We start from the raw sequence: 21351 nt of genomic DNA on the forward strand, positions 1-21351 counted from the left end.
ATCCGCCATGTCGTCGAGCCGATAGTGCGTCAGCCGGTCTTGTAGTGGAGGTGCTCCGCCGGCTCGACTACCAGATCAGGCGCGACCACACCGCATCGGTCACGGCCGGTGGCAACGGCTCACGATGCCACGTGCGTCTTCGTCCGCGCGATCTATTCGCGCCACGACGCGTGCGAACTCACGCACCTTGCCACGGCCCGATCGCCCTCCCTCCGACTTCTCTCAACCCTCGATCTTCCTCTCTCAACTCTTGCGGGTAGTTCCTCCGCACTAGTTCTTCCGCTGAATCGCGTCCGATCGGTATCTCGAAAATCTCCGCCGGCATGAAGTATTGGTGCTTCCCGCTTGCGTGGTTCGCCGCGGCGTGCCTCGCCCCGTCGGCCGTCGCCCAGACGAGAATCTGGAACGCGGGCGTCACCGGCGACTGGTCGCTCGCCTCCAACTGGAACCTCGGCCTGCCCATCGCCGGACAGGGATTTCAAATCAACAACGGCACCGCGGAACTTTCCTCCGTCTTCGCTCCCGTCCCCGCCTTCGGCTGGACCGCCCCCGCCGCCGGCCAGAACGGCACGCTCGTCATCACGGGAAGCGGCGCTCTCACCACGCCCATATTCTATGGCGGATACGCGGGCACCGGCACATTGACGATCTCCAATGGCGGCGACTTCACGAGCCCCACTACTTACCTGGGCTATAACACAGGCGCGGCCGGACACGCGATCGTTGAGGATACGGGCTCCACCTGGACCGTCCTCTCCCTGTTCGAGATCGGCCGCGGCGGCACGGGCACGCTCACCGTCAGCAACGGTGGCGCCGTCAGCGCCAAGACCACCACCCTTGGCGCGCAGGGAGGTTCGACCGGCAGCATCACCGTCACCGGCAACGACTCCACCCTGACCCAAACCCAAAACCTCAACATCGGCAGCCTCGGCAATGCCTCCCTGATGATTTCCAACGGCGGTTTTGTCTCCAATACCTCCGCCACCATCAGCACTGGAGCCAGCTCCACCGCGAGCGCGACCGTCACCGGCGAGAACTCGCGGTGGACCAACTCGGACACGCTCAACGTCGGTTATCGGCACCAGGGTACGCTCACCATTTCCGATGGCGGCCTCGTTTCGAACACGGCCGGTATGATCGGCGGCAGCGAAACCGGCGACGGAACCGTCACCGTGACCGGCTCGAATTCCACCTGGACCAACACGGGCGGTCTCGTCGTGGGTACGTCCGGCCAGGGAACGCTGGCCGTTTCCGCCGGCGGCACGGTCACCAATCAGAACGGCCAGATCGGATGGGCAGCCGGCAGCAGCGGTGCCGTCACCATCACGAACGGCAACTCCCGCTGGACCAACGCAGCCACGCTAGCCGTCGGCATTTCGGGGACGGGTTCGCTGACGATCGAAGCCGGTGGCGAAGTGTCCAACACCGCGTCCTACATCGGCCAGTTGTCCGGAAGCAGCGGCACGGTCGCCGTCCGCGGAACCGACTCCCTGTGGGCCAGCAGCGGCGCCCTGCAGGTGGGCGCCGCCGGCGTCGGCGCACTGACGGTCGAAAATTCCGGCACAGTCACGGCCACCTCCGCCGCTCTCGGCGTATCGGCGGGAAGCACTGGCTCGTTGACGGTGCAGGACGAAGGCTCGCTCGCCCTCACGAGCAGCCTGCTCGTGGGTTCGAACGGTGATGGCACGCTGGCGGTTTTTGGAGGCGGTGTCCTCGCCAACACCGAGGCCTACATTGCCACGGGCGGCGCCTCGATCTCGTCCGCCACCGTTACCGGCAACGGCTCCTCCTGGACCAACTCCTCGCGACTCGAGATCGGCTACGCCGGCAATGGAAGCCTGTCGATTGCCGACGGCGGCCAGGTGAGCAACACGATCGGCCTCATCGCCCAAACCGCTGACAGCGCGGGCACGGTCACCGTCATCGGAAGCAACTCGACCTGGACAAACACGACCTCGCTCGAAATCGCGCGGGCCGGCACGGGCACGCTCACGATCGCAAACGGCGGTGTCGTGAGTGCGCCCTACGTGGCGATGTCGGGCAACGGCGACGGCACATTGCATCTCAACTCCGGAGGCCGACTCGATGTCGGCAGCTTCGGCCTCTTCAAGGGCAGCGGCACCGGCACTGCGACGGTCAATTTCGCCGGCGGCACCCTGCGCGCCACGGCCAGCTTCTCCACCAGCCTGCCGGCGGCGCTCTCCAACACGTCCACATTCGATACCAACGGTTTCTCCATCACCGCGGCCGGCATCCTCTCCGGTGCCGGGAGCCTCACGAAGACCGGCGCCGGCGTGCTCACGCTCTCTGCCACGAACGCTTACACGGGAGCGACGACGATCAATGCCGGCACGCTTCACCTCACCGGCTCCGCCGCAAACAGCGCGTTCACCGTCAACAGCGGTGGCACGCTCGGCGGCACCGGTGCTACAGGCGCGCTCACGGTGAACGCGGGCGGCATCTTAGCGCCGGGTGCCAGCCCGGGATTGTTCACCGTCAACGGCAACCTCTCGCTGCTCGGCACCACGCTGATCGAGCTCGCCGCCGCCGGCTCGCGCGGCACCGATTTCGACGCGATCGACGTCAATGGTGCGATCTCGTTCGGCGGTGTGCTGACCGTCTCGTTGCTCAACGACTTCAATCCCGCCACTGGCACGAGTTTCGATCTGTTCAATTGGACGGGCGCATCCAGCGGCACGTTCACCACCATCAATCTCCCGACGCTGGCCGGCGGCTTGAGTTGGAATACGAGCACGCTCTACACGAATGGCGCCCTGAGCGTCCAGACGAGCGCCATCCCCGAACCCTCCACCTACGCCGCCCTCTTCGGCGCCGCAGCACTCGCATTCGCCGCCTGGCGCCGGCGGCTTCGCACCGCCTCGAACCATGCCTCACGCGCACCTTAGGAAGTCACGTCTTTCGACGTAGCCAGGTCGCACCCTACGATTGAGGCCTATCTCGTCTCTTCTTGGCGCAAGCCTCAATCGGTTACATCGGGCCGGGCGCAGCAGGAGCTCCCCGTCGCGCGTTATCCAGGCCGGCCCACTTGCACCCGAGGCCGCGACACGTTAACAGTCACCATGCGCGCAAGGCTGTCCCTGCTCGCTCTGCTGCTGATCGTGGGCACCGCCCACGCAGCTTACGAACGCGCCCGGACCAACGAACGCGAGCACATGGTCGAAGAGCAACTCATCAGCCGCGACATCACCGACGAAGCCACGCTCGCCGCGATGCGCACCGTGCCGCGCCATCGGTTCGTGCCGGAGGACGTCCGCCGCTCCGCCTATGACGACAATCCGCTCCCAATCGGTCACGGCCAAACGATTTCCCAGCCCTACATCGTCGCCTATATGACGCAGGCCGCGCGGCTGAAGCGCGACAGCCGCGTGCTCGAGATCGGCACCGGCTCGGGCTATCAAGCCGCGGTCCTCGCCGAGCTGTGCGATGAGGTTTATTCGATCGAGATCGTCGAGCCGCTCGCGCATCAGGCGGCGGCGACGTTGAAGGAAACAGGCTACGAGCGCGTGCACCTGCGGATCGGCGACGGCTACAACGGCTGGCCCGAGGCGGCACCGTTCGACGCGATCCTTGTTACCGCTGGCGCCGAGGACGTGCCGCCGAAGCTCTTCGAACAGCTGAAAGAAGGCGGCCGGCTCGTCATTCCCGTCGGCCCCGCGCACAGCACGCAGTTTCTCAAGCTCGTCACCAAGCGCAACGGCAAGCCCCACCTCCATACATTGATGCCCGTGCGCTTTGTCCCATTCACGCGCGAAAAGCCGTAGGCGGTAGGCGCTCGGCTCTAGGCCACAGGCGCCCCCAGCGTGCCTGGTTGGATCGTGCGAGCCGCCTCTCAACTTTCATCCCTCTACTCTCGACTGTTCCGGCTTCTCCGCTCCCAGCCCTCCGTAGTTCCGCATCCGCGGGACGAAGGAGGGTCGGCTCTGGAGGCTATCCGAAAATTTGTCATGGCAGCCGATTGCCCCGTAGGGCCGGTGCTCGCCGCCGGCCGCGAACACGTTTGGCACGTGTTGTCGTTTCCGGCCGCCGGCAAGCGGCAGCCCTACAATGCTCAGCGGGCGGTTTTCAGATAGCCTTCAGATTCACCTCACGCACACATCAGAAAATCCCGACCTTCCACATAGCCGTGAGCACACAGCACGGCGCGGTCATAGTCTCGCGCGCCGCGCGTGCCGACGTAGCCGAGCACGAACACGTCATTTAGCGCTGGCAACTCCTCAGGCGTGATCACCGGCCGACCTGTGCCACCCAGCGCCGCGGTTATCTTCGTCGCATCCACGTCGATGTAGCCCCCGATCGCCACGCCGTGTTGTTCCAGCCAAGCAGCGCGCTTGCGCGTCGGCCGACCGGCGCCCCAGACCCAAACGTCTTTCCCGCCGCCCACCCGCTGCACTTCCCGCGCGATCCACTCCGCCTTCATGCGGAAAAATGCCTCCGCCGAGTAGCGCGAATCCGTCCGTGACAACCGGCCCGGCGAATCCGCCCAGCGCAACAGCACGCGCGGCACCTTCGCCACCCGCACGCCCGCATCCATCCAGCGCAGCAATAGCTCGTAATCCTCCGGAAACGCCCCGTCGCGATACGCGCCGAGCCGCTCCACCAGCTCGCAACGAAACAGCACGCTTGGATGTGCCAGCGGCGATTCGATGAACCGGTTCAGCGCGACCTGCTCCGGCGTGACGAGTGAGTTGATCCACGCGACGTGCCGCGCGTAGCCCTCATTTGCCCGTCCGTCGCCGCCGAACTCCACCAGGCAACTCACCAATCCAACGGCGGCGTTGGCGGGCGCGCGGAGAAAGCCCACCTGTTCGGCGAGCCGTTCGGGAAGGCATTCGTCGTCCGCGTCCATCCGCGCGATGAACTCCCCGCGTGCAGCCGCAAGCCCCGCATTCAACGCCGGCACCAGCCCTTCGTGGCGGCGCTCGATGACGCGCACACGTGGCTCAGCCGCAGCGCACGTACGCAGCACTTCGCCAGTGCCGTCGGTCGAGCCATCGTCCACCACGATCAACTCCCAATCCCCGAACGTCTGTGCCCGCACGCTCGCAACTGCCCGTGCCACGGTCGCGGCCGCGTTGAAAACAGGCAGGACAACCGAAACGTGAGGGGCCATGAGGAACGAACGCGGTTATCGCGCGATCGCCCCGTCACGTAAAGCCGCAGCTCGACTCGCCGCCGGCCGGCGACGCTGATCCTCGGCCCCGCTTATTTTCCGGCCGCGCTGACCTGCTTCTGCAGCTTGCGGATCTTCGGTGCGATCACCAGCGCACAATACCCCTGGTTCGGGTTCTTGCGGAAATAGTCCTGGTGATAATCCTCCGCCACCCAGAATTTCTCCAACGGCACGATCTCGGTCGTGATCGGATCGCGAAACTCCTCCGCCGCCTTCGCCTTCGATTTTTCGGCCGCGGTCTTCTGCGCTTCGTTCGCGTAGAGAATGATCGAGCGATACTGCGGTCCCCTGTCGTTTCCCTGCCCGCCTACCTGCGTCGGATTGTGCACGTGCCAGAAATAATCGAGCACCTCGTCGAGCGACACCTGCGCCGGATCGTAGTCGATCTTGATCACCTCCGCGTGCCCCGTGCCGTGCCCGCACACCTGCTCGTAGTTGGGATTCGGCTGGTGCCCGCCGGCATAGCCGCTGACGACGTTCTTCACGCCCGGCAGCAATTCGTAGGCGGCTTCCGTGCACCAGAAGCAGCCACCACCCAGCACAATGGATTCCGTTTTCGTTTCAGCAGCGTGAGCCATGGGAAAAACCAGCCCGGCGAGTGCGAGCAGAGTGAACAGACGTTTCATTTTCGGTGAGAGCGCACGCTGCGCAGGTTTATTCCCCGCGCAAGCGGTCGGGCGCCCCTTCCCCTTGCACCAACGCCGCCCGGTAAAGTTCGTAGTCCCGCCGGCCGAAGCACACGAAAATCACTTCGCGCGGCAACGCGTGTTCGCCAAGGAAGCTCCGGCACGTGTCCACCGCGATCGCGCACGCCGGTTCGGGCGGATAGCCGTAGACGCCCGTGCTGATGCAGGGAAACGCCACCGTGGCGATCCCGGCCGCCGCGGCGAGCTCAAGCGAGCGCCGATAGCACGACGCCAGCAACTCCGCTTCTCCAGCAGCGCCGCCGCGCCACACGGGACCCACGGTGTGAATCACGTGCCGCGCCGGCAGTCGGTAGCCACGGCTGATCTTCGCATCGCCCGTCGCACAGCCGCCCAACGTGCGACACTCCGCCAGCAATTCCGGTCCAGCCGCTCGATGAATGGCGCCATCCACACCGCCGCCGCCGAGCAGCGACGAATTCGCCGCGTTCACGATCGCGTCCACCGTTAGCGTCGTGATGTCGCCCTGCACCACCTTCAGCCGTTCGGAGCCCTCCGCTTTCATCGTCGCAGGTGTTCACTACCGCCGAACTCTGGCCAGCACGGGCGTCTAGCAAAAAGAAACAAAACCACAGATCGACACAGATGAACCCCGACGAGCTGGCCGCAGCTGTGTTCATCTGTGGTTCCCCCGTTTCTGCGTGCGCTCGTTCGAGCCGTAGTGATGGCACGCCGCGCCGCGAGGCTATCATCCATGCGTCAGCTTCCGGTATTTGATCCGGTGCGGCTGGTCGGCGTCCTTCCCCTTTCGGCGATGCAGATCCTCGATGTAGCTCGAGTAGTTGCCGTTGAACCAGTGCACGTAACTCTCGCCCTCGAACGCGAGGATGTGCGTCGCCACGCGATCGAGGAACCACCGGTCGTGCGACACCACCACCGCACAGCCCGCGAAGTTCTCCAAACCTTCCTCCAGCGCACGGATCGAGTTCACGTCCAGGTCGTTCGTCGGCTCGTCGAGCAGGATCAGGTTCGCGCCGCTCTTCAGCAGCCGCGCGAGATGCACGCGGTTGCGCTCGCCGCCCGAGAGCACGCCGACCTTTTTCTGCTGATCGGCTCCGGTGAAGCCAAACTGCGCGCAATACGCGCGGCTGTTCACCTCGCGATTGGCGAGCTTCAGGATCTCCTCGCCGCCGCTGATCGCCTCCCAGATCGTCGCCTTGTCCGGCAGCGACTCGCGCGACTGGTCGACGTGCGCGATCTTCACCGTATCGCCGACGCGCAGCGTGCCGCCGTCCGGCTGCTCCGCGCCCGTGATGAGCTTGAACATCGTCGTCTTGCCGGCGCCGTTCGGGCCGATCACACCGACGATCCCGCCAGGCGGCAGCGCGAAGTTCACGTTCTCGAACAGCACGTTCTCGCCGTAGCTCTTGGTGAGTTTCTGCGCCTCAACCACGAGATTGCCCAGCCGCGGACCGGGCGGGATCAAGATTTCGAACTCCCGCTCCTTCTCGGCCACGTTTTCCTTGAGCATCGCCTCATAAGCGCTAATGCGCGCCTGCGATTTCGCCACCCGCGCCTTGGCCGATTTGCGGATCCACTCCAGTTCGCGCGCCATCGCCTTCTGCCGGCGATCCTCCGTGCGCTGCTCCACCGCCATCCGCCGCTGCTTTTGCTCGAGCCACGAGGAGTAATTGCCCTTCCATGGAATTCCGTGGCCGAACGACAGCTCGAGGATCCACTGCGCGACATTGTCCAAAAAATAGCGATCGTGCGTCACCGCGATCACCGTTCCCTCGTAGCGGGCCAGGTGCTGCTCGAGCCACTGCACGCTTTCGGCATCGAGGTGATTGGTGGGTTCGTCGAGCAACAGGATCGACGGTTTCTGCAACAGCAGTCGTGCCAGCGCCACCCGCCGCCTCTCGCCGCCCGACAACGTGTCGACGATCTGCTCCCCCGACGGACAGCGCAGCGCGTCCATCGCCATTTCCACCTGCGGCGCCACGTCCCACGCGTTGAGCGCGTCGATCTTCTCCTGCAGTTCGCCCTGTTTCGCCATGATCGCGTCCTTCGCCGCATCGTCCGGCGCTGCATCGAGTTCATCCCAGGTGTCATCGTACGCCGCCGCGAGATCCGTCAGGTGCTTCACGCCCTCCTCGACACACGCGCGCACGGTCGCACCGGCGGTGAGCTGCGGCTCCTGCTCGAGCAGCCCGATGGTATAACCCGGCTCGAAATGCACCGCGCCCTCGATCTCCTTGTCGCGGCCGGCGAGGATCCGCAGCAGCGAGGACTTGCCCGAGCCGTTCAGCCCGAGCACGCCGATCTTCGCGCCGTAGAAGAACGACAGCGAGACGTCGCGGAGGATTTCCTTGCGCTCGATCTTCTTCGAGACGCCAAGCATGGAGAAGATGATGGTCGGTGCTTCCTCGGGCATAGCCGGCCAACTTGCGGCCTCGCCCGCCCCGGCGCAAGAACGCGTCCTCCCCGCTCCGCTACTCCCCCCGAAGGCCATTTTCACGTAATACGTGAAAATGATTTCGCTGCATTTCCTCTTCGCGCTTACCGCGCACTCGCCGGAGGCCCAGCGACCGCCACCTCGATGCGGCGGAGCGTGCCTGAGGCAATTTTCACGTATTACGTGAAAATGGCTCGGCGCGGCACGGATCGAATTCTGGGCAGGTTCGGGAGCCCGAAATATCCGGAGCCGGCTTCGGGCGCTATTCGGCACTCGTCAGCGGGGCGCGCATCCAAGATACCGCTCGTCCGTCCTAGCCGCTTCGCAAATCGTCCCACTCTCGCCGCTTCGTCCTCACTTCTGCAGTTCTGGTCTCCCCTTCATGCTCCTCCCCACCACCATCACCCTCGCCGAGCCGTCCTTTAAAACGCCCGTCAGTTCCGATGTCGCCGAGCAACGCGCGAACGCGCTGCTCGCCCGCCTGACCGTGGCGCAGAAGCTCCAGCTGATCAGCGGCCACAATTCCTTTTTCATCAAAGGCTACCCGGAGCTCGGCATTCCCGAGCTCTACATGTCCGACGCCACCGGCGGCGTGAACATTCGCCGCAACCTCAGTACCGCGCTTGAGAAATCCACGGCGTTTCCTAATCCGCTCGCGCTCGCCGCCACGTGGAATCCCGCGCTTGCCTACCGCTACGCCCACAGCATCGGTGAGGAATGCCGCGCCGGCGGCATCGCGTTCCTCCTCGGCCCGGGGATGAACCTGTATCGCCACGCCCAAGCTGGCCGGAACTTCGAGTATTTCGGCGAAGATCCACTCCTCTCCGCGAAAATGATCGAGCGTTACGTCGCCGGCGTGCTCGACACCGGCACGATCCCGACGCTGAAGCATTTCCTCGCCAACGAAACCGATCACTACCGCCGCACCTCCAACTCCATCGTCGACGAGCGCACGTTGCACGAGATCTACCTGCCGCCGTTCCGCGCTGGCATCGAGGCGGGCGCGATGGCGGTGATGACCTCCTACAACCTCCTCAACGGCGAGTGGTGTGGCCAGAGCCGCAGCGTGATCACCGAGCTGCTGCGCGAACAGCTCGGTTATAAATGGCTCGTGATGACCGACTGGTGGTCGGTGTGGGACGCCCAGAAGATCATTGAGTCCGGCCAGGACCTCGAAATGCCCGGCGAGAAGTTCATCAAGGCCGACGCCGACCGGCTGCTCAAGGCCGGCAAGGTCACCGAGGTGCAGATCGATAGGATGGCGCGCAGCATCCTGCGCACGTGCATCGCGATGGGCCTGCACGACCGGCCCGTGCAGGACACCTACTTCCTCGAAAAATTCCCCGAGCACGAGCAGGTCGCGCTACAGACCGCTCGCGAGGGCATCGTGCTGTTGAAGAACGATGGCGTGCTGCCGGTCCGCCGCGAGTCCGGCCAAAACATCCTCTTCACCGGCCGCTACGCACAGCACCTGCCGCGCGGGCTCGGGGCCGCCGAGGTGCAGGGCTACGACCCGGTGCCGCTCTTGCAAGAGTTGCAGGACACCTACGGCGCGCAGCTGCACTTTGTCGCGGCTCCGACCGACGAGGAGATTCGCGCCGCGGACATCGTGTTCCTCAGCACGGGCACCGAGGACAGCGAAGGCTGGGACCGCCCGTTCGCTCTGCCCGACGCCGAAGAGCAGCGGATTCAGCGGATCGTCGGGCTCAACCCGCGGACCGTCGTCATTGTGAACACCGGCAGCGGGATTCAGATGACCGGCTGGAACGATCGCGCCGCCGCCGTTGTGTGGGCCTGGTATCCGGGCCAGATCGGCAACCGCGCGCTCGCCGAGATCCTGTGCGGGGAGACGAATCCCAGCGGCAAGCTCCCGATCACGATCGAGCGGCGGTTCGAGGACTCGCCCGGCTTCGGTTATCTTCCTGCCGGCGAGTCGCTGTATGTCGGTTGGGATCAGGACAACAACATGTCCCACCCCGTTACACGGGTCGTCTACCAGGAAGGCGTTTTCATCGGCTATCGCTGGTATGAGCAGAAGCAGATCGCACCCCTCTATGCGTTCGGCCACGGACTTTCCTACACCACGTTCGCGTATTCGGATCTCAAGCTCAGCGAATTCGTCATGCCGCTCGAAGGCCGCGTCAGCGTCGAGTTCACGGTGACCAACACCGGCCTGATCGCAGGCACCGAAATCGCGCAGCTTTACGTTCGCGACACGCACGCACCGCTACCGCGTCCGCCGAAGGAGCTGAAGGCGTTCAGCCGCGTTTCGTTGCAGCCGGGAGAAAGCCGCGTCGTCCGCTTTCGGCTCACCGCAAAGGAATTCGCCTATTGGGACGTGGCTGCGCACGCCTGGCGCGCCGATCCGCGCGACTATACCCTCCTCGTCGGCGGCGCGTCGGACCGGATCGCGCTCGAAGCCAAGCTCACGCTGCAGTGAGCCATCGGATGTAGGGCGGATCAGGAGTTCCCGTCCTACCCCCGCAGTTTCACGCCACCTTCAGCTCGCGCACGAAATCCGCCAATGCGGCGAGATCCGTGTCCTTCAAGGCCGCCGCTTTGAAACTGGCATCCATCCGGCAGGCGCGCGTGAGATGGGCTTTGGCGGCGGTCATCTCGCCGAGCAGACACGTGTAGCACGCAAGGTTGTAGTGGATCACCGCGTGCTGGTTGCCGTGCAGCCGCTCGGCTTCGAGCAGCACCTGCTTCGCGGCGGCGACATTTTCAACGCGCCGCACCGCGCAGCCGAGTGAGATCCACGCGGCGACGTTGTTCCGATCCCGCTCGAGCAGCCGCCGCGCGTAGTCGACCACGCGAGCCCATTCGTGAGCCGCCATGAAGAGGTCCATTCGCGCCGCCATCACTTCCGGCGCGAACTGATCCGCCTCGACGACCGCATCCAGTTCGTGCGCTGCCTCGGCGAGCAAGCCGAGTCCGAGATAGCCGTAGGCGTATTGGACGCGTCGCGCGGTCGGAATCATCACGTCGCCCAATAGCCGGATGCACCGACCCCAGCAAGATCCGCCTGCCGTTTCACGACCTCGCGCACGGTGTTTCGCTCGGTAGCGGCGCAGCTGGGTGCGCCCTCCGCAGCACTCACGACACTTCCTCGCATCGGCCAACCTCGAGAGTTCACCCCGCTGGCCGCGTCGCGAGTTCCAGCGCCGCGAGGTGCCGCAACGCTTCGTCTCGACTGCCGCCACACATTTCCTGGCTCGGCCGCAAGCTCACGCACACCGCCGGCCGCTCCGGTTTGCCGAACAGCGCGCAGCGCATGTCCGGCAGCAGCTGCACGCACGGAATCCCGGCCGGTTTTCCTCCGCTCATCCCGGGAATCGGCGACGAGATCGAAGGCGCGATGCAGCACGCCCCACAACCCGAGCGGCAGCCAAATGTGTCAGCGAGTGCGGACATCCTCAGCCGCAGGAAGGCACAGACTGCGTTGAGAGCCAATCCACCAGTGCAGCACCAACCGCATCACTTCAATCTCACACCGGACGCTATGCGAACGGATTGTTTTGCGCTTCTTGTGCCTTTTTGCGGCCGTCGCGAGATTCTACACAGCCCCGTCCACGAGTCCGCACTCAATCCAAGTGCAACGTCACGCGCGGGCCTTTCGCGACGCTCGCGTCGTCTTTGATCTTCGCGATCTGTACGCGGTCCGGCGCCACGCGTCCTTCCTTCGTCAGAAGTTCCTTCACCCGCTCCGCGCGCGCTTCCGCGAGCTGCGTCAGGTCCTTCGCGCCGACATCGAGGGTATCGATCAACCGCTGCTCCATTTCGCTGAGCGGCACATCGAGCGGGGCGGGCGATGGCGCGGCCGGCGGCGCCTGAACGGGCGCAGGGGGTGGTGTCTGTGCGACTTGCGGCTGCGGAGGCTGGACGACCGGCGCGGGCGGCGGCTCGGGTCGCCGTGCGACCGGCACGGGCTTTTCGTCCTCGCCCCACCACCGGTCGCGGAGTCCTTTCAATGTGGCCATGTTCCAGGCCCGGCGAATCAGCCCCGGTTTTTCGTGTTGTTCCCGCTGCGCCTCGGCTGGCGCAGCCTGCGTCTCCGGGAACGCGGGCGTCCCGTCCGCAACGGGTTCGGCCGGTGCCGGTTCGTCGACCACGGGCGCAGTTCGTGCCGCCGCCGCGCTCGCTTCGGGCGGTGAGATCGCGGTCGCGCCAACCGGTGGTGGTACGACCGGTTCCGGTCGCACCGCGCGCGGCCGGCCGAACCGCTCGTCGAACATTTGCGTGATCGCATCCGCGCGGTTGCTCGACGAGATTAGCAGTTCCTCGATCGGGGGGACCGTGGCATCGGCCGCCCGCAGCTTTTCCCACACCCGCCGCCGGATCTGCTCCTCGAGCGTCCGGCGTTTCAACTCATAGAGTTCGCCCGGATCGTAGCTCGGTTCGAGCCGCAACCGGAGCTCCGGCCGCTCGGCCATCGCACGCTGCAAAACCGCCAGCCGTTTCAGGCTCGCCGCCGTCGGCGTGGCTTCACCGGGTGCGAAATCCTGATACTGCAGTTCCTCGCCGCCGCCGCCGAACATCGAGCCGATCAATGAAAACGGCGACGTCGCCGCCTTCGCCAGTACGCCCGTGAGGACCTGTCCCACCACGCGGCCCACTTGAAACTGCGGATCCGCCAGGCTGCCCTGCACCGGCACGTCGAGCACGATCCTGCCGTTTGCGTCCTTCAACAGCGCCACGCCCAGCCGCACCGGCAGCTTCACCGCGTCCGGACTCGGCGTCGGTCGGCCCAGCGTGAACTGCTCCAGCGTAACCTTGTTGCGGATATCGAGTCGCTGTTCCACGAGCTTGGCCTGCGTTTCGAGAAACAGTGCCCCGCGCTCGAGTTCGTAGCCGGCATACTTCGCGACGTATGGGCTCACCGGCGATAGATCGATCGATTTCGCCTCCACCGCGAGATCGGCGAACGGACTCGCCGCGAAGGGATTGAACCGGCCCCGCACCACAACCGGCCCCTCGCCACCGACGAACGCTCGCAGATCAGCCTCGCCGCGCGCCGGATTGCGCGAGGAGACGTTCTGCACCGACCCGCCGATTTGGCTGATCACCATCTCGACCGCTGGCTGGAGCGAGTTGTCGCTGAACGTCAGCTCGCCGCCGTCGATCGTAAGCTGGCCGACGGTGAGATCCAGCGGTGCCGTGCCTGGCGCCGGCTTCGCGCGCGGCATTGCCACCACCGCCGCGCCGGGCTCCCGCGCTCCCGTGAGCTGCGCAAAATTGAGTTGCCCGTTCTGGTCCACGGCCAACCGGGTGTATGGCGCGCTCACATTCACCGCGCCCATCGTCACGCTCACCCGGGGATGGCTCGACACGGTCACGTCATTTGCCGCCAGGTTGGCGAATCCGCCCAGCTCCTCCTCGCGCAGCGCACTCGCGAACACCACCTCCTCGAGTCGACCGCCGCCCGTGAAGCTCACGTCGGGTCCCGCCGGTCCCGGCGCGACGGCCACGCGGCCTTTCAGCGACGCCGTGCCGCGCGCGAGCCGCACCGGCAGTGCTCGTTCCATGTATCCGCTGAACGGTGGCAGCGGCATCCACGCCAGCTCGAGGTCCAGGTTGAGCCGGAACGGCGCCAGCGCCACGTTACCGCTCGCCCGCGCCGTCCCCTGCGGGTTCAGCCCGAAGGTTGCCTCAACCGGCAACGTTGCGCCCCGCGTGGACGTGACGTCCTTCACCGTCGCGTTGACGCCGGTCAGCTCGATATCGACCGGCCGCGGGGTCGTTCCGTCGTGCCATTGCACCACGAAATCCCGCACGCCGAATTCCGTCGCGGTCACTTCGATCGGCTGGTCGTGAGCCGGCTCCGTCGCGTCGCCGGCGGACGACCCCGCTGACCGCGGCGCCAGCACCGATGCGAGATTCAAAGCCCCGTCGGCATCCCGGCGCACGGCGAGCCGGCCGCCACTGAGCCGCAGCGTGCCGAGTGCGACGCGCCGCTGCAGCCCGTCGACGCTGAAGCCGCGCAGTTCCGCCGTCGGCAGTTCCAGCAACGGCTGGCCCGTCGCCCGCTCGACCAGTTTCAGATTGGTCAACTGCGCGGCGCCCTCGGTGACCTGCAGCCGGCGATCGTCCGGCAGAAAACTCACATCGTAGCGGCCGCTCAGCGTCAGCTTGCCCGCGGTCAGCAGCAGATTCATCTGCTCGTCGAGATACGGCGCGTATTTCGAGAGCAGCACGTTCTCCAGCCGCCACTCGCCGGTCGAGGTGAGCGGGCGCGCGCTCAGCGAACCGGTCCACGTCAACTTCTCGCCGGACTCCGAGCGCGCCTCGAAGCGGTACGGCGCGCCGTGTCCGCCCGCGGTGCGAAATTCCACCAGCGTGAAGTTCACCGGCCCGAGCAGCGTACGAAACACTTCGCTCCGCGAGCGATCGACAAAATCAACCTGCGCACCCGCCACCGTGAGCCGCGAAATCCGCCACGGCCGGCTGCGCTGCCGCGGCTCCGCCGGACGGGCCGCGTCCGGTTCGCGCGTTTTTCCAAAGCGATCGAGCAGGTCGGAAAAACTCGGCGTGCCGTGCTCGTCGATCTCCACGCCGCCGCGGAAATCCTCGAGCGTGATTTCGCCCAGCACCCACTCGCCGCGCAGCGAGGCGAGCGGATCGAAGTTCACGGACAGCCGCCGCCAGCCCGCGAATGGTTCGGCACCGCTCGCGTTCATGATCTGCACCCGTTCGAGCGCGATGGAGAAGGCGAACGGGTCGATCTTCACCGCGCCGATGCTCACCGTGCGACCGAGCTGCGCCGCCATCCGTTTCTGCAACTCCGTCCGCGCGATCGGGGGCAGCACAAAATATCCGAGCACCGCATAAACTCCGACCAAAACGAGCAGGATCCAAAACCGGCGGCGACCTCGGGAAATCATGAGCGCGGTTTGGACAACGAAACCGCAGCCGCGCTCCACGTCGTTTCCCACCGCGCCACATCGGCGCAGCCCGCGATCAACGCGCCATCGGGGAATCCTCCAGCCGCGGCGGGAGACTCTGCTCAAGCCGCTGGAGCCATGCAGCTTGCGCTTTTGGCCAACGACGAGCCCTAATACCCTGCGCGCGGCGGCTCATCAGTGCCGCGCCGGCTTTGACGTGCGCGGGTTTTTCCTCCAACGTCCGCCCGAATGAAATCGGTGAAGGTGCCAGCGCTGGAGCTTTTTCTCCACGAGATGATCCCGCTCGCGAAAGCGATGGGTGTGGGCGTGGAGGTAAGCGACGCCAAGGCGCTCGTGCTGACCGCACCGAAGGAGCAGAACCGAAATTCGCTGAACACCGCGTTTGGCGGCAGCCTCGTCTCGCTCGCCACGCTCGCCGGCTACGGCGTCGTGTGGGAGTTGATGAAGGAGGAAAATGCCGCAGCAAAAAGCGAGTGGCGCATCGTCGTGAAGGAAAGCCGCGCCGCGTATCGCCGGCCCGTGCTCGGCGACCTCCGCGCAATCTGCGAGCGACCCGCGCAGGCGGCGATCGCCGAGTTCAAGGATGCCCTCGCGCGCTACGGCCAGGCCAAGCTCAAGCTCAAGGCGGCCGTGGTCGAGAACGGCGTGACCGCGGTCGATGTGACCGCGGCATTCGTCGTCATCCGCTGAACAGCGCAACGGCTGGCGGCGCGCGCAGTCGGAAGGTGGCGCATCGCGAAAACGCGTGCGTGGGCGCGCGGCCGTCCTCGCTCGCACAGATCGATTCCGAACGCAGCAAGCCATGCGCTGTCTCCGGCCCTTGCGCGGCGTCGTTGACGCCTTGCGACGGAGCTGCATTTCCGCCCAGACGAAGGCAGAAACGGCCCGATTCGCGCAAAATTCTCGAATCGCCCCTGTCGGAGGACGGACGCCAGCGCGTGGCAACTCTTTCATCCATGAGGCGCTTGCAGTTCCGCGCGCGTATCCAGCCATCCTCCGCCATGCCGGAATTTGCAGTTGCTCCCCGGAGGCACATGAACGAGCGTCAGGCCTTCACGCATGCGTCGAGCCGCATCCCCTGCGCTCCGCATGCCTTCCTAAAACACGGCCGTTCCCCCGTTTCCGGGTTGAGCGCCAGCAACATAAAGAACCCACATGTCAGATCAACCAACGTCCGGTGAGCCGCTTCCGGCTCCCGCGACCGCCGCCGGAGAGGCTCCTACTGCCGCTCCCGCTGGCGATGCCAGGCCGATCGGCGCGTTCGGCACCGCGAAGGGCTCCGGCCTTTCCCGCGGCAAACGCGCCAACCCACCGGCCGCTCCGACCGCCGCCGAAACTGCCAGCCCAGGTGCTTACAAGCCCACCTCCGTCGAGGTGATCACGCCTCCGCGCGAATATACGCACCCGTTTGCCAGTGAACAGCCCGCCCCGGCGCCTGTCGCCGAGTCCGCCGCAGTCTCCCCGGCAGTCCCCGCCCCCGCCGAAGCCCCCGCGCCCGTCTCTTTGGCCGCCAACGGCCCGGTGACCAGCGCGAGCGAGCCTCCCGCCGTCACGGCGCCCGCCGCCGGCGAGCCGGTCGGCGCTCCCGCCGAAATCATCCAGCCCTCGGTGGAAAAAGCCGAGATCCGGATCCTCCCGCCTTCCGAGGCGAAGCGTCCCGCCGTCAGCTGGGGTGAACCCGGCAACACGGACGACACGCGGCCGCAGCGCGAACCGCGCGGCACATTCCAGCCGGACCGCCGTGAGCGGAAATTCGAGCCGCGCGAACCGCGTCAACCGCGTGAGCCGCGTTCCTTCGAGCCGCGCGAACCGCGACGCGATCCCTCCTTCGAGCAACGCGGCCCGCTGCCTGGTCCCGCCAACAAGGCGCCGCAGCGCGACGAGCCGCAGCCCGCTTCCGGCGGCTTCGTCGGCTGGCTGAAAGGTCTCTTTGGCGCCAAGCCCGCCGAATCGGCTCCCGCGACCGAACGCCGCGAGGGTGAGCAGCGCGACGGCGAATTTCACCGCCGGCGTCATCGCGGCGGCCGCGGTCGCGGCGGCTATCGCGGTGACAACCGCGGAAATGAAAACCGCGGCGGACAGGGTGGCCAGGGCGGACAGCAACGCGATTTCTCGCAGGGCGGCGGCGGTCAGTCGCAGTCCGGCGAATTCCGGCAAGAAGGTGGCGGCGGTCGCCGCCGACGCCGCGGTGGTCGCAGTCGCTATCGTGGCGACGGCGGCCCGCGCCCCGAGGGCCAGCAGGGCGGCGGCGCGATCTAGCCCGGAAATTTCATGAACGAGAGTATTCATGTGCTCGAAATTTCCGTCCGCCTGCGGCGGAGCGACTTTGTCGCGGCTAGCCCCGACAAAGTCGGCCCGAAGGGCGGATCTTTCACGAAGTTCGTGAAAGATCCGGGCTAGGTTGCGCCAGCCCGCGTGCGCGTGAGCGCTTTCCAGGCGCCCGTTCGAAAGGACGGGCGCCTTTTACTTTTCGTTGAGCGTTCGAGGTCGCCCGCCGCGTTGACGTTCACGCACCGCCGGCATTAAGCAATTCGCCGCCAGCGGTCAGCCGATCGTTCGCGTCCTGCTCCTCCGCCGCTCGCCGCGGCCCACTCTCAACACTCCACGCTCAGCTCCGAGCTTTGACTCTCAACTCTCAACTCTGAGCTCTCCGCTCCCCTCATGGATCTCATCGTCAACGGCGGCTCGCCGCTCTCCGGCACGATCACCCCGTCCGGCAACAAGAATTCGGTGCTGCCGATCCTCTGCGCATCGCTGCTGACCAACGCGCCCGTGCGGCTGCTCAACGTCCCCGCAATCACCGACGTCGAGAAACTGGTCTCGTTCTTCACTGAGCAGGGCTCGCGCATCACGTGGGACCGCGCCGCCGGAGCGATGACGATCGACCATGGCTCGTTCGATGCGGACCGGCTGCAGGGCGAGTTGCCCACCGGCATGCGCTCGGCCGTGCTGCTGTTCGCGCCGCTGCTGCACCGGATGCAGAAGCTGACCATCCCCGCGAAGGCGGAGGGTTGCTCGCTGGGCATTCGCGAGCTCGACCCGCATCTGGAGATCCTGGAGAAACTGGGCGCGAAGGTTTCCTCAAACGGCACGCTCACGCTCAGCCTGAAAAACGGCTTCGTCGGCGCCCGACACTGGCCCGACTACATGTCGGTGACCGCGACAGAAAACTTTGTGATGGCCGCGGTGCTCGCCGACGGCGAGTCGACGCTGATCAACGCCGCCAGCGAGCCGCACGTGCAGGATCTCTGCGAGGTGCTCGTCGCGATGGGTGCGAAGATCTCCGGCATCGGCACGAGCAAGCTCACTGTCACCGGCGGGAAACGGCTGCGCGGCGGCACGTTCACGATCAACACGGACTACCACGAAGTCGTCACCTTCCTAGCCCTTGGCGCGATCACCGGCGGCGAGGTGAAAGTGCGCCAGTCGTTGCCGCACCATTTCGACCTGATCGCACGCGCGTTCGCGAAGCTCGGCGTGAAGGTCGAGCACGACGGCGATACGGCCATCGTGCGCCGTAAGCAGAAGCTCGTCGTCGAGGAGCCGTTCACCACCAACCTGCTGCCGAAGATCGAGGCGGCGCCGTGGCCGTATTTCCCGGTCGACCTGCTGCCGTGCATGATCGCGCTGGCGGTGCGCGCGAAGGGCGCGATGCAATTCTGGAACAAGGTTTACGAGGGCGGCTTCACCTGGATCCCGGAGCTCTCCAAGTTCGGCGCGCACGTCGTCGTGAGCGATCCGCATCGGATCATCGTGTTTGGCGATCGCCCGCTGCGCGCCGCGACCGTCGATGCGCCCTACATCATCCGCGCGGCGGTCGGGCTCTACATGGTCGCGGCGAGCATTCCCGGCCGTTCGGTGGTGAAGAACGCCGACACGATCCGGCGCGCGCATCCGAACTTCGTCGAGAACCTCCGCAGCCTCGGGGCCGACGTGGAGTGGAAATGAACGAATTTTCGATCCTCGATTTTTGATTTTCGATTGCTGAAGCTGGCTGCCTCGCCGCGCTCCCTCCCGTGCCCGAATCGAAATTCGAAAACCAAAAATCGAAAATGCCGCCGCCCGCGGCGACGGGTCTCGGCTACATCACCAACGCGCTCGCCGCGCCCGTGTCCCCGGCCGAGGCTGCGCTCCGGCCGCTGACGTTCGCGGATTTCACCGGCCAGCCGAAAACCGTCGAACGCCTGCAGGTGATGGTCGGCGCCGCCAAGCAGCGTGGCGAGGCCCTGAATCACATCCTGCTCTCCGGCCCGCCCGGACTCGGCAAGACGACGCTCGCGTTCATTCTCGGCCACGAGCTCGGCAAGAATGTCCGGGTGACCTCCGGCCCCGTCGTGGAAAAGGCTGGCGACCTCGCCGGGCTGCTCACGAATCTCGAGGAGGGCGACATCCTGTTCATCGACGAGATTCACCGGATTCCGAAAACAGTGGAGGAGTATCTCTACTCCGCGATGGAGGACTTCCGGCTCGACATCATGATCGACCAGGGACCGAACGCCCGCAGCGTCCGGCTCTCGCTGCCCCGTTTCACGCTCGTCGGCGCGACCACCCGCGCCGGACTGCTCACCGCACCATTGCGCTCGCGGTTCACGCTCCAGACCCGGCTCGACTACTACGATCATGCGACGCTCGAGAGCATCGTGCGCCGCAGCTGCGGGCTGCTGAAAGTGCCGGTCGACCAGGGCGGCGCGCACGAGATCGCGACCCGCTCCCGCGGCACGCCACGCGTGGCCAACAATTTGATCAATTTCGTCCGCGACTTCGCCCAGCAACGGGCCAACGGCAAGATTACGCAGCCCGTTGCCGCCGCCGCGCTCGAGCTGCTCGAGATCGACGCCGCCGGGCTCGACGAGATGGACAAGCGCATGCTCCGCGTGATGGCCGAGAATTACGGCGGCCGCCCGGTAGGCATCAGCACCATCGCCGTCGCGGTCGGGGAAGAATCCGAAACCCTCGAGGAAGTGCACGAGCCCTTCCTCATTCAGGAAGGCTACATTCAGCGCACGCGCGAAGGCCGGATGCTGACGCCGAAAGGTTATCAAGCCGTCGGGCTGAAGCCGCATTCCGGCGATCAAGCCACGCTGCTGTGACCGGCAGCGCGCGGCGCGGACGTTCGTGTAGGGGGGCAGTCTTGCTGCGCCCTCATTGGCCGCGCTGCAAGGGGCGCAGAAATCCGAAGCACGAATCTCGAAATCCGAAAAAAATCCAAAATCCGAAACTCAAAAATCACGCGTAGGCTGTCGCTGAGCCGCCCTGCGTCAGGATTTCGTGCTTCGTGCTTCCTTCGGGTTTCGAGATTCGGATTTCGGATTTCGTGGGCGATCTGGCTCTCGGCTCTAGACGCTCAACTCTCGGCTTTCCTACTCGAACAATTCCCGCTGCTGCAGTGCGTCGCGCTTGTCGGCGTCGAGCGTGCTCAGCGCGAGCAATTGCATGATCGAAAGCGTGGCCAGCCGTGGATCGCGCGCCAGTGACGCCAGGAGCAACGCTCCGGCCAGTGCATCGTAGAGCGCCGCGTGATAGCGCCGGCGCTCCGGCGGACAATACTGCGCCGCGAGCGCGTCGAGCTCGTGCTTCAAACCGCACGCCGCCACCAGTGCTTCGAGCTGGCCCGTGCCGAGCTCAGGATAGAGCTGCGCATACAACCGGCCCGTGTCGATCCAGGGTCCCCAATCCACCACGCTCTCACCCGGACGCGCGAAATCCGGCGAGCTACGCGGATAGGGCCACGTTGCCTTGAGCAGCGCGTTCTCCACGCCCGCATAGTGGGCGGCCAGCGGCCCGCGCTCGCGCCAGCGCGCAAAGGTTTCCCACTCGTCCGCGAACGGCGCGCAGTCCGCGAGCACGTGCGTCCGCAACCCATGCAACGCCGCATCTTCGGGGCGCACAGGCCCGGTTGGCCGGCACAGCCGCGTGTGCGTCGCCCCAATCGCACCGCCGTGCACCTCGACCACCCCGAGCTCCAGCACACCCGAGGTCTGGTTACCCTCGAAATCGATGAAGAAGATCGGCTGCTCGGTCCAGATCACCGCCACACACTGAGGCATGCCCGACCGTTTTCTCCAGCACAACCGCTCACACCCGCCGCCCCTTCACCGACCGCCGCGCTTCAACGAGTCCGTCATCGCCCCGGGCCCAAGGTGCCCCCCCAAGCTAATT

Annotated in this window: 16 protein-coding genes; 8 read left to right on the forward strand and 8 right to left on the reverse strand. The window is 65.9% G+C overall.

Annotated features, from left to right (window positions below; all coding sequences use genetic code 11):
• Positions 1-323 precede the first annotated feature (323 nt).
• Positions 324-2906 carry an autotransporter-associated beta strand repeat-containing protein gene (locus tag OTER_RS01325; RefSeq protein WP_012373092.1) on the forward strand — a complete coding sequence of 861 codons (2583 nt, stop codon included), beginning with the start codon at positions 324-326 and terminating at the stop codon, positions 2904-2906.
• A 174-nt stretch (positions 2907-3080) separates the two neighbouring features.
• A complete protein-coding gene (locus tag OTER_RS01330; protein ID WP_012373093.1) occupies positions 3081-3782 on the forward strand; it encodes a protein-L-isoaspartate(D-aspartate) O-methyltransferase in 702 nt (233 codons plus the stop codon).
• Positions 3783-4105: 323 nt separating this feature from the next.
• On the opposite strand, the gene OTER_RS01335 is transcribed toward OTER_RS01330, so the two are convergent.
• The 4 genes from OTER_RS01335 to ettA form a co-directional block, all read right to left on the reverse strand.
• Complete coding sequence (locus tag OTER_RS01335; RefSeq protein ID WP_012373094.1) at positions 4106-5131, reverse strand: glycosyltransferase family 2 protein; 1026 nt, start codon at positions 5129-5131, stop codon at positions 4106-4108.
• A gap of 92 nt (positions 5132-5223) precedes the next feature.
• On the reverse strand, positions 5224-5817 hold the full coding sequence (gene msrA / locus OTER_RS01340) for a peptide-methionine (S)-S-oxide reductase MsrA (protein ID WP_012373095.1): 594 nt from the start codon (positions 5815-5817) through the stop codon (positions 5224-5226).
• Positions 5818-5845: 28 nt separating this feature from the next.
• Positions 5846-6400 (reverse strand): O-acetyl-ADP-ribose deacetylase, encoded by a 555-nt coding sequence (locus OTER_RS01345; protein ID WP_012373096.1) that lies wholly within the window; start codon positions 6398-6400, stop codon positions 5846-5848.
• A 183-nt stretch (positions 6401-6583) separates the two neighbouring features.
• Positions 6584-8269 (reverse strand): energy-dependent translational throttle protein EttA, encoded by a 1686-nt coding sequence (ettA, locus tag OTER_RS01350; protein WP_012373097.1) that lies wholly within the window; start codon positions 8267-8269, stop codon positions 6584-6586.
• Between the two features lie 403 nt (positions 8270-8672).
• Between ettA and OTER_RS01355 the strand changes: the two genes are divergently transcribed.
• Positions 8673-10730 (forward strand): beta-glucosidase, encoded by a 2058-nt coding sequence (locus OTER_RS01355; protein ID WP_012373098.1) that lies wholly within the window; start codon positions 8673-8675, stop codon positions 10728-10730.
• 49 nt (positions 10731-10779) lie between these two features.
• Here OTER_RS01355 and OTER_RS01360 read toward each other — a convergent pair whose 3' ends face one another.
• The 3 genes from OTER_RS01360 to OTER_RS01370 all read right to left on the reverse strand — a co-directional run bounded on the left by OTER_RS01360 (position 10780) and on the right by OTER_RS01370 (position 15171).
• Positions 10780-11271 carry a tetratricopeptide repeat protein gene (locus tag OTER_RS01360; protein ID WP_012373099.1) on the reverse strand — a complete coding sequence of 164 codons (492 nt, stop codon included), beginning with the start codon at positions 11269-11271 and terminating at the stop codon, positions 10780-10782.
• A gap of 151 nt (positions 11272-11422) precedes the next feature.
• Positions 11423-11704 carry a YkgJ family cysteine cluster protein gene (locus OTER_RS01365; RefSeq protein ID WP_012373100.1) on the reverse strand — a complete coding sequence of 94 codons (282 nt, stop codon included), beginning with the start codon at positions 11702-11704 and terminating at the stop codon, positions 11423-11425.
• A 170-nt stretch (positions 11705-11874) separates the two neighbouring features.
• On the reverse strand, positions 11875-15171 hold the full coding sequence (locus tag OTER_RS01370) for a DUF748 domain-containing protein (RefSeq protein ID WP_012373101.1): 3297 nt from the start codon (positions 15169-15171) through the stop codon (positions 11875-11877).
• 249 nt (positions 15172-15420) lie between these two features.
• Between OTER_RS01370 and OTER_RS01375 the strand changes: the two genes are divergently transcribed.
• The 5 genes from OTER_RS01375 to ruvB all read left to right on the forward strand — a co-directional run bounded on the left by OTER_RS01375 (position 15421) and on the right by ruvB (position 20282).
• A complete protein-coding gene (locus OTER_RS01375; protein WP_012373102.1) occupies positions 15421-15882 on the forward strand; it encodes a YiiD C-terminal domain-containing protein in 462 nt (153 codons plus the stop codon).
• A gap of 465 nt (positions 15883-16347) precedes the next feature.
• Positions 16348-17451, forward strand: coding sequence for a hypothetical protein (locus OTER_RS01385; RefSeq protein ID WP_012373103.1), 1104 nt, complete (start codon positions 16348-16350; stop codon positions 17449-17451).
• Between the two features lie 12 nt (positions 17452-17463).
• Complete coding sequence (locus tag OTER_RS26825) at positions 17464-17592, forward strand: hypothetical protein (RefSeq protein ID WP_012373104.1); 129 nt, start codon at positions 17464-17466, stop codon at positions 17590-17592.
• 261 nt (positions 17593-17853) lie between these two features.
• Positions 17854-19140, forward strand: coding sequence for a UDP-N-acetylglucosamine 1-carboxyvinyltransferase (locus tag OTER_RS01390; protein WP_012373105.1), 1287 nt, complete (start codon positions 17854-17856; stop codon positions 19138-19140).
• Between the two features lie 104 nt (positions 19141-19244).
• On the forward strand, positions 19245-20282 hold the full coding sequence (gene ruvB / locus OTER_RS01395) for a Holliday junction branch migration DNA helicase RuvB (protein WP_012373106.1): 1038 nt from the start codon (positions 19245-19247) through the stop codon (positions 20280-20282).
• A gap of 270 nt (positions 20283-20552) precedes the next feature.
• Here ruvB and OTER_RS01400 read toward each other — a convergent pair whose 3' ends face one another.
• The gene (locus OTER_RS01400) at positions 20553-21239 is read right to left on the reverse strand and encodes a 3'-5' exonuclease (RefSeq protein ID WP_012373107.1); all 687 of its coding nucleotides are present in this window, start codon (positions 21237-21239) and stop codon (positions 20553-20555) included.
• Positions 21240-21351: the final 112 nt, after the last annotated feature.

The organism is Opitutus terrae PB90-1, assembly GCF_000019965.1.
GTDB lineage: Bacteria > Verrucomicrobiota > Verrucomicrobiia > Opitutales > Opitutaceae > Opitutus > Opitutus terrae.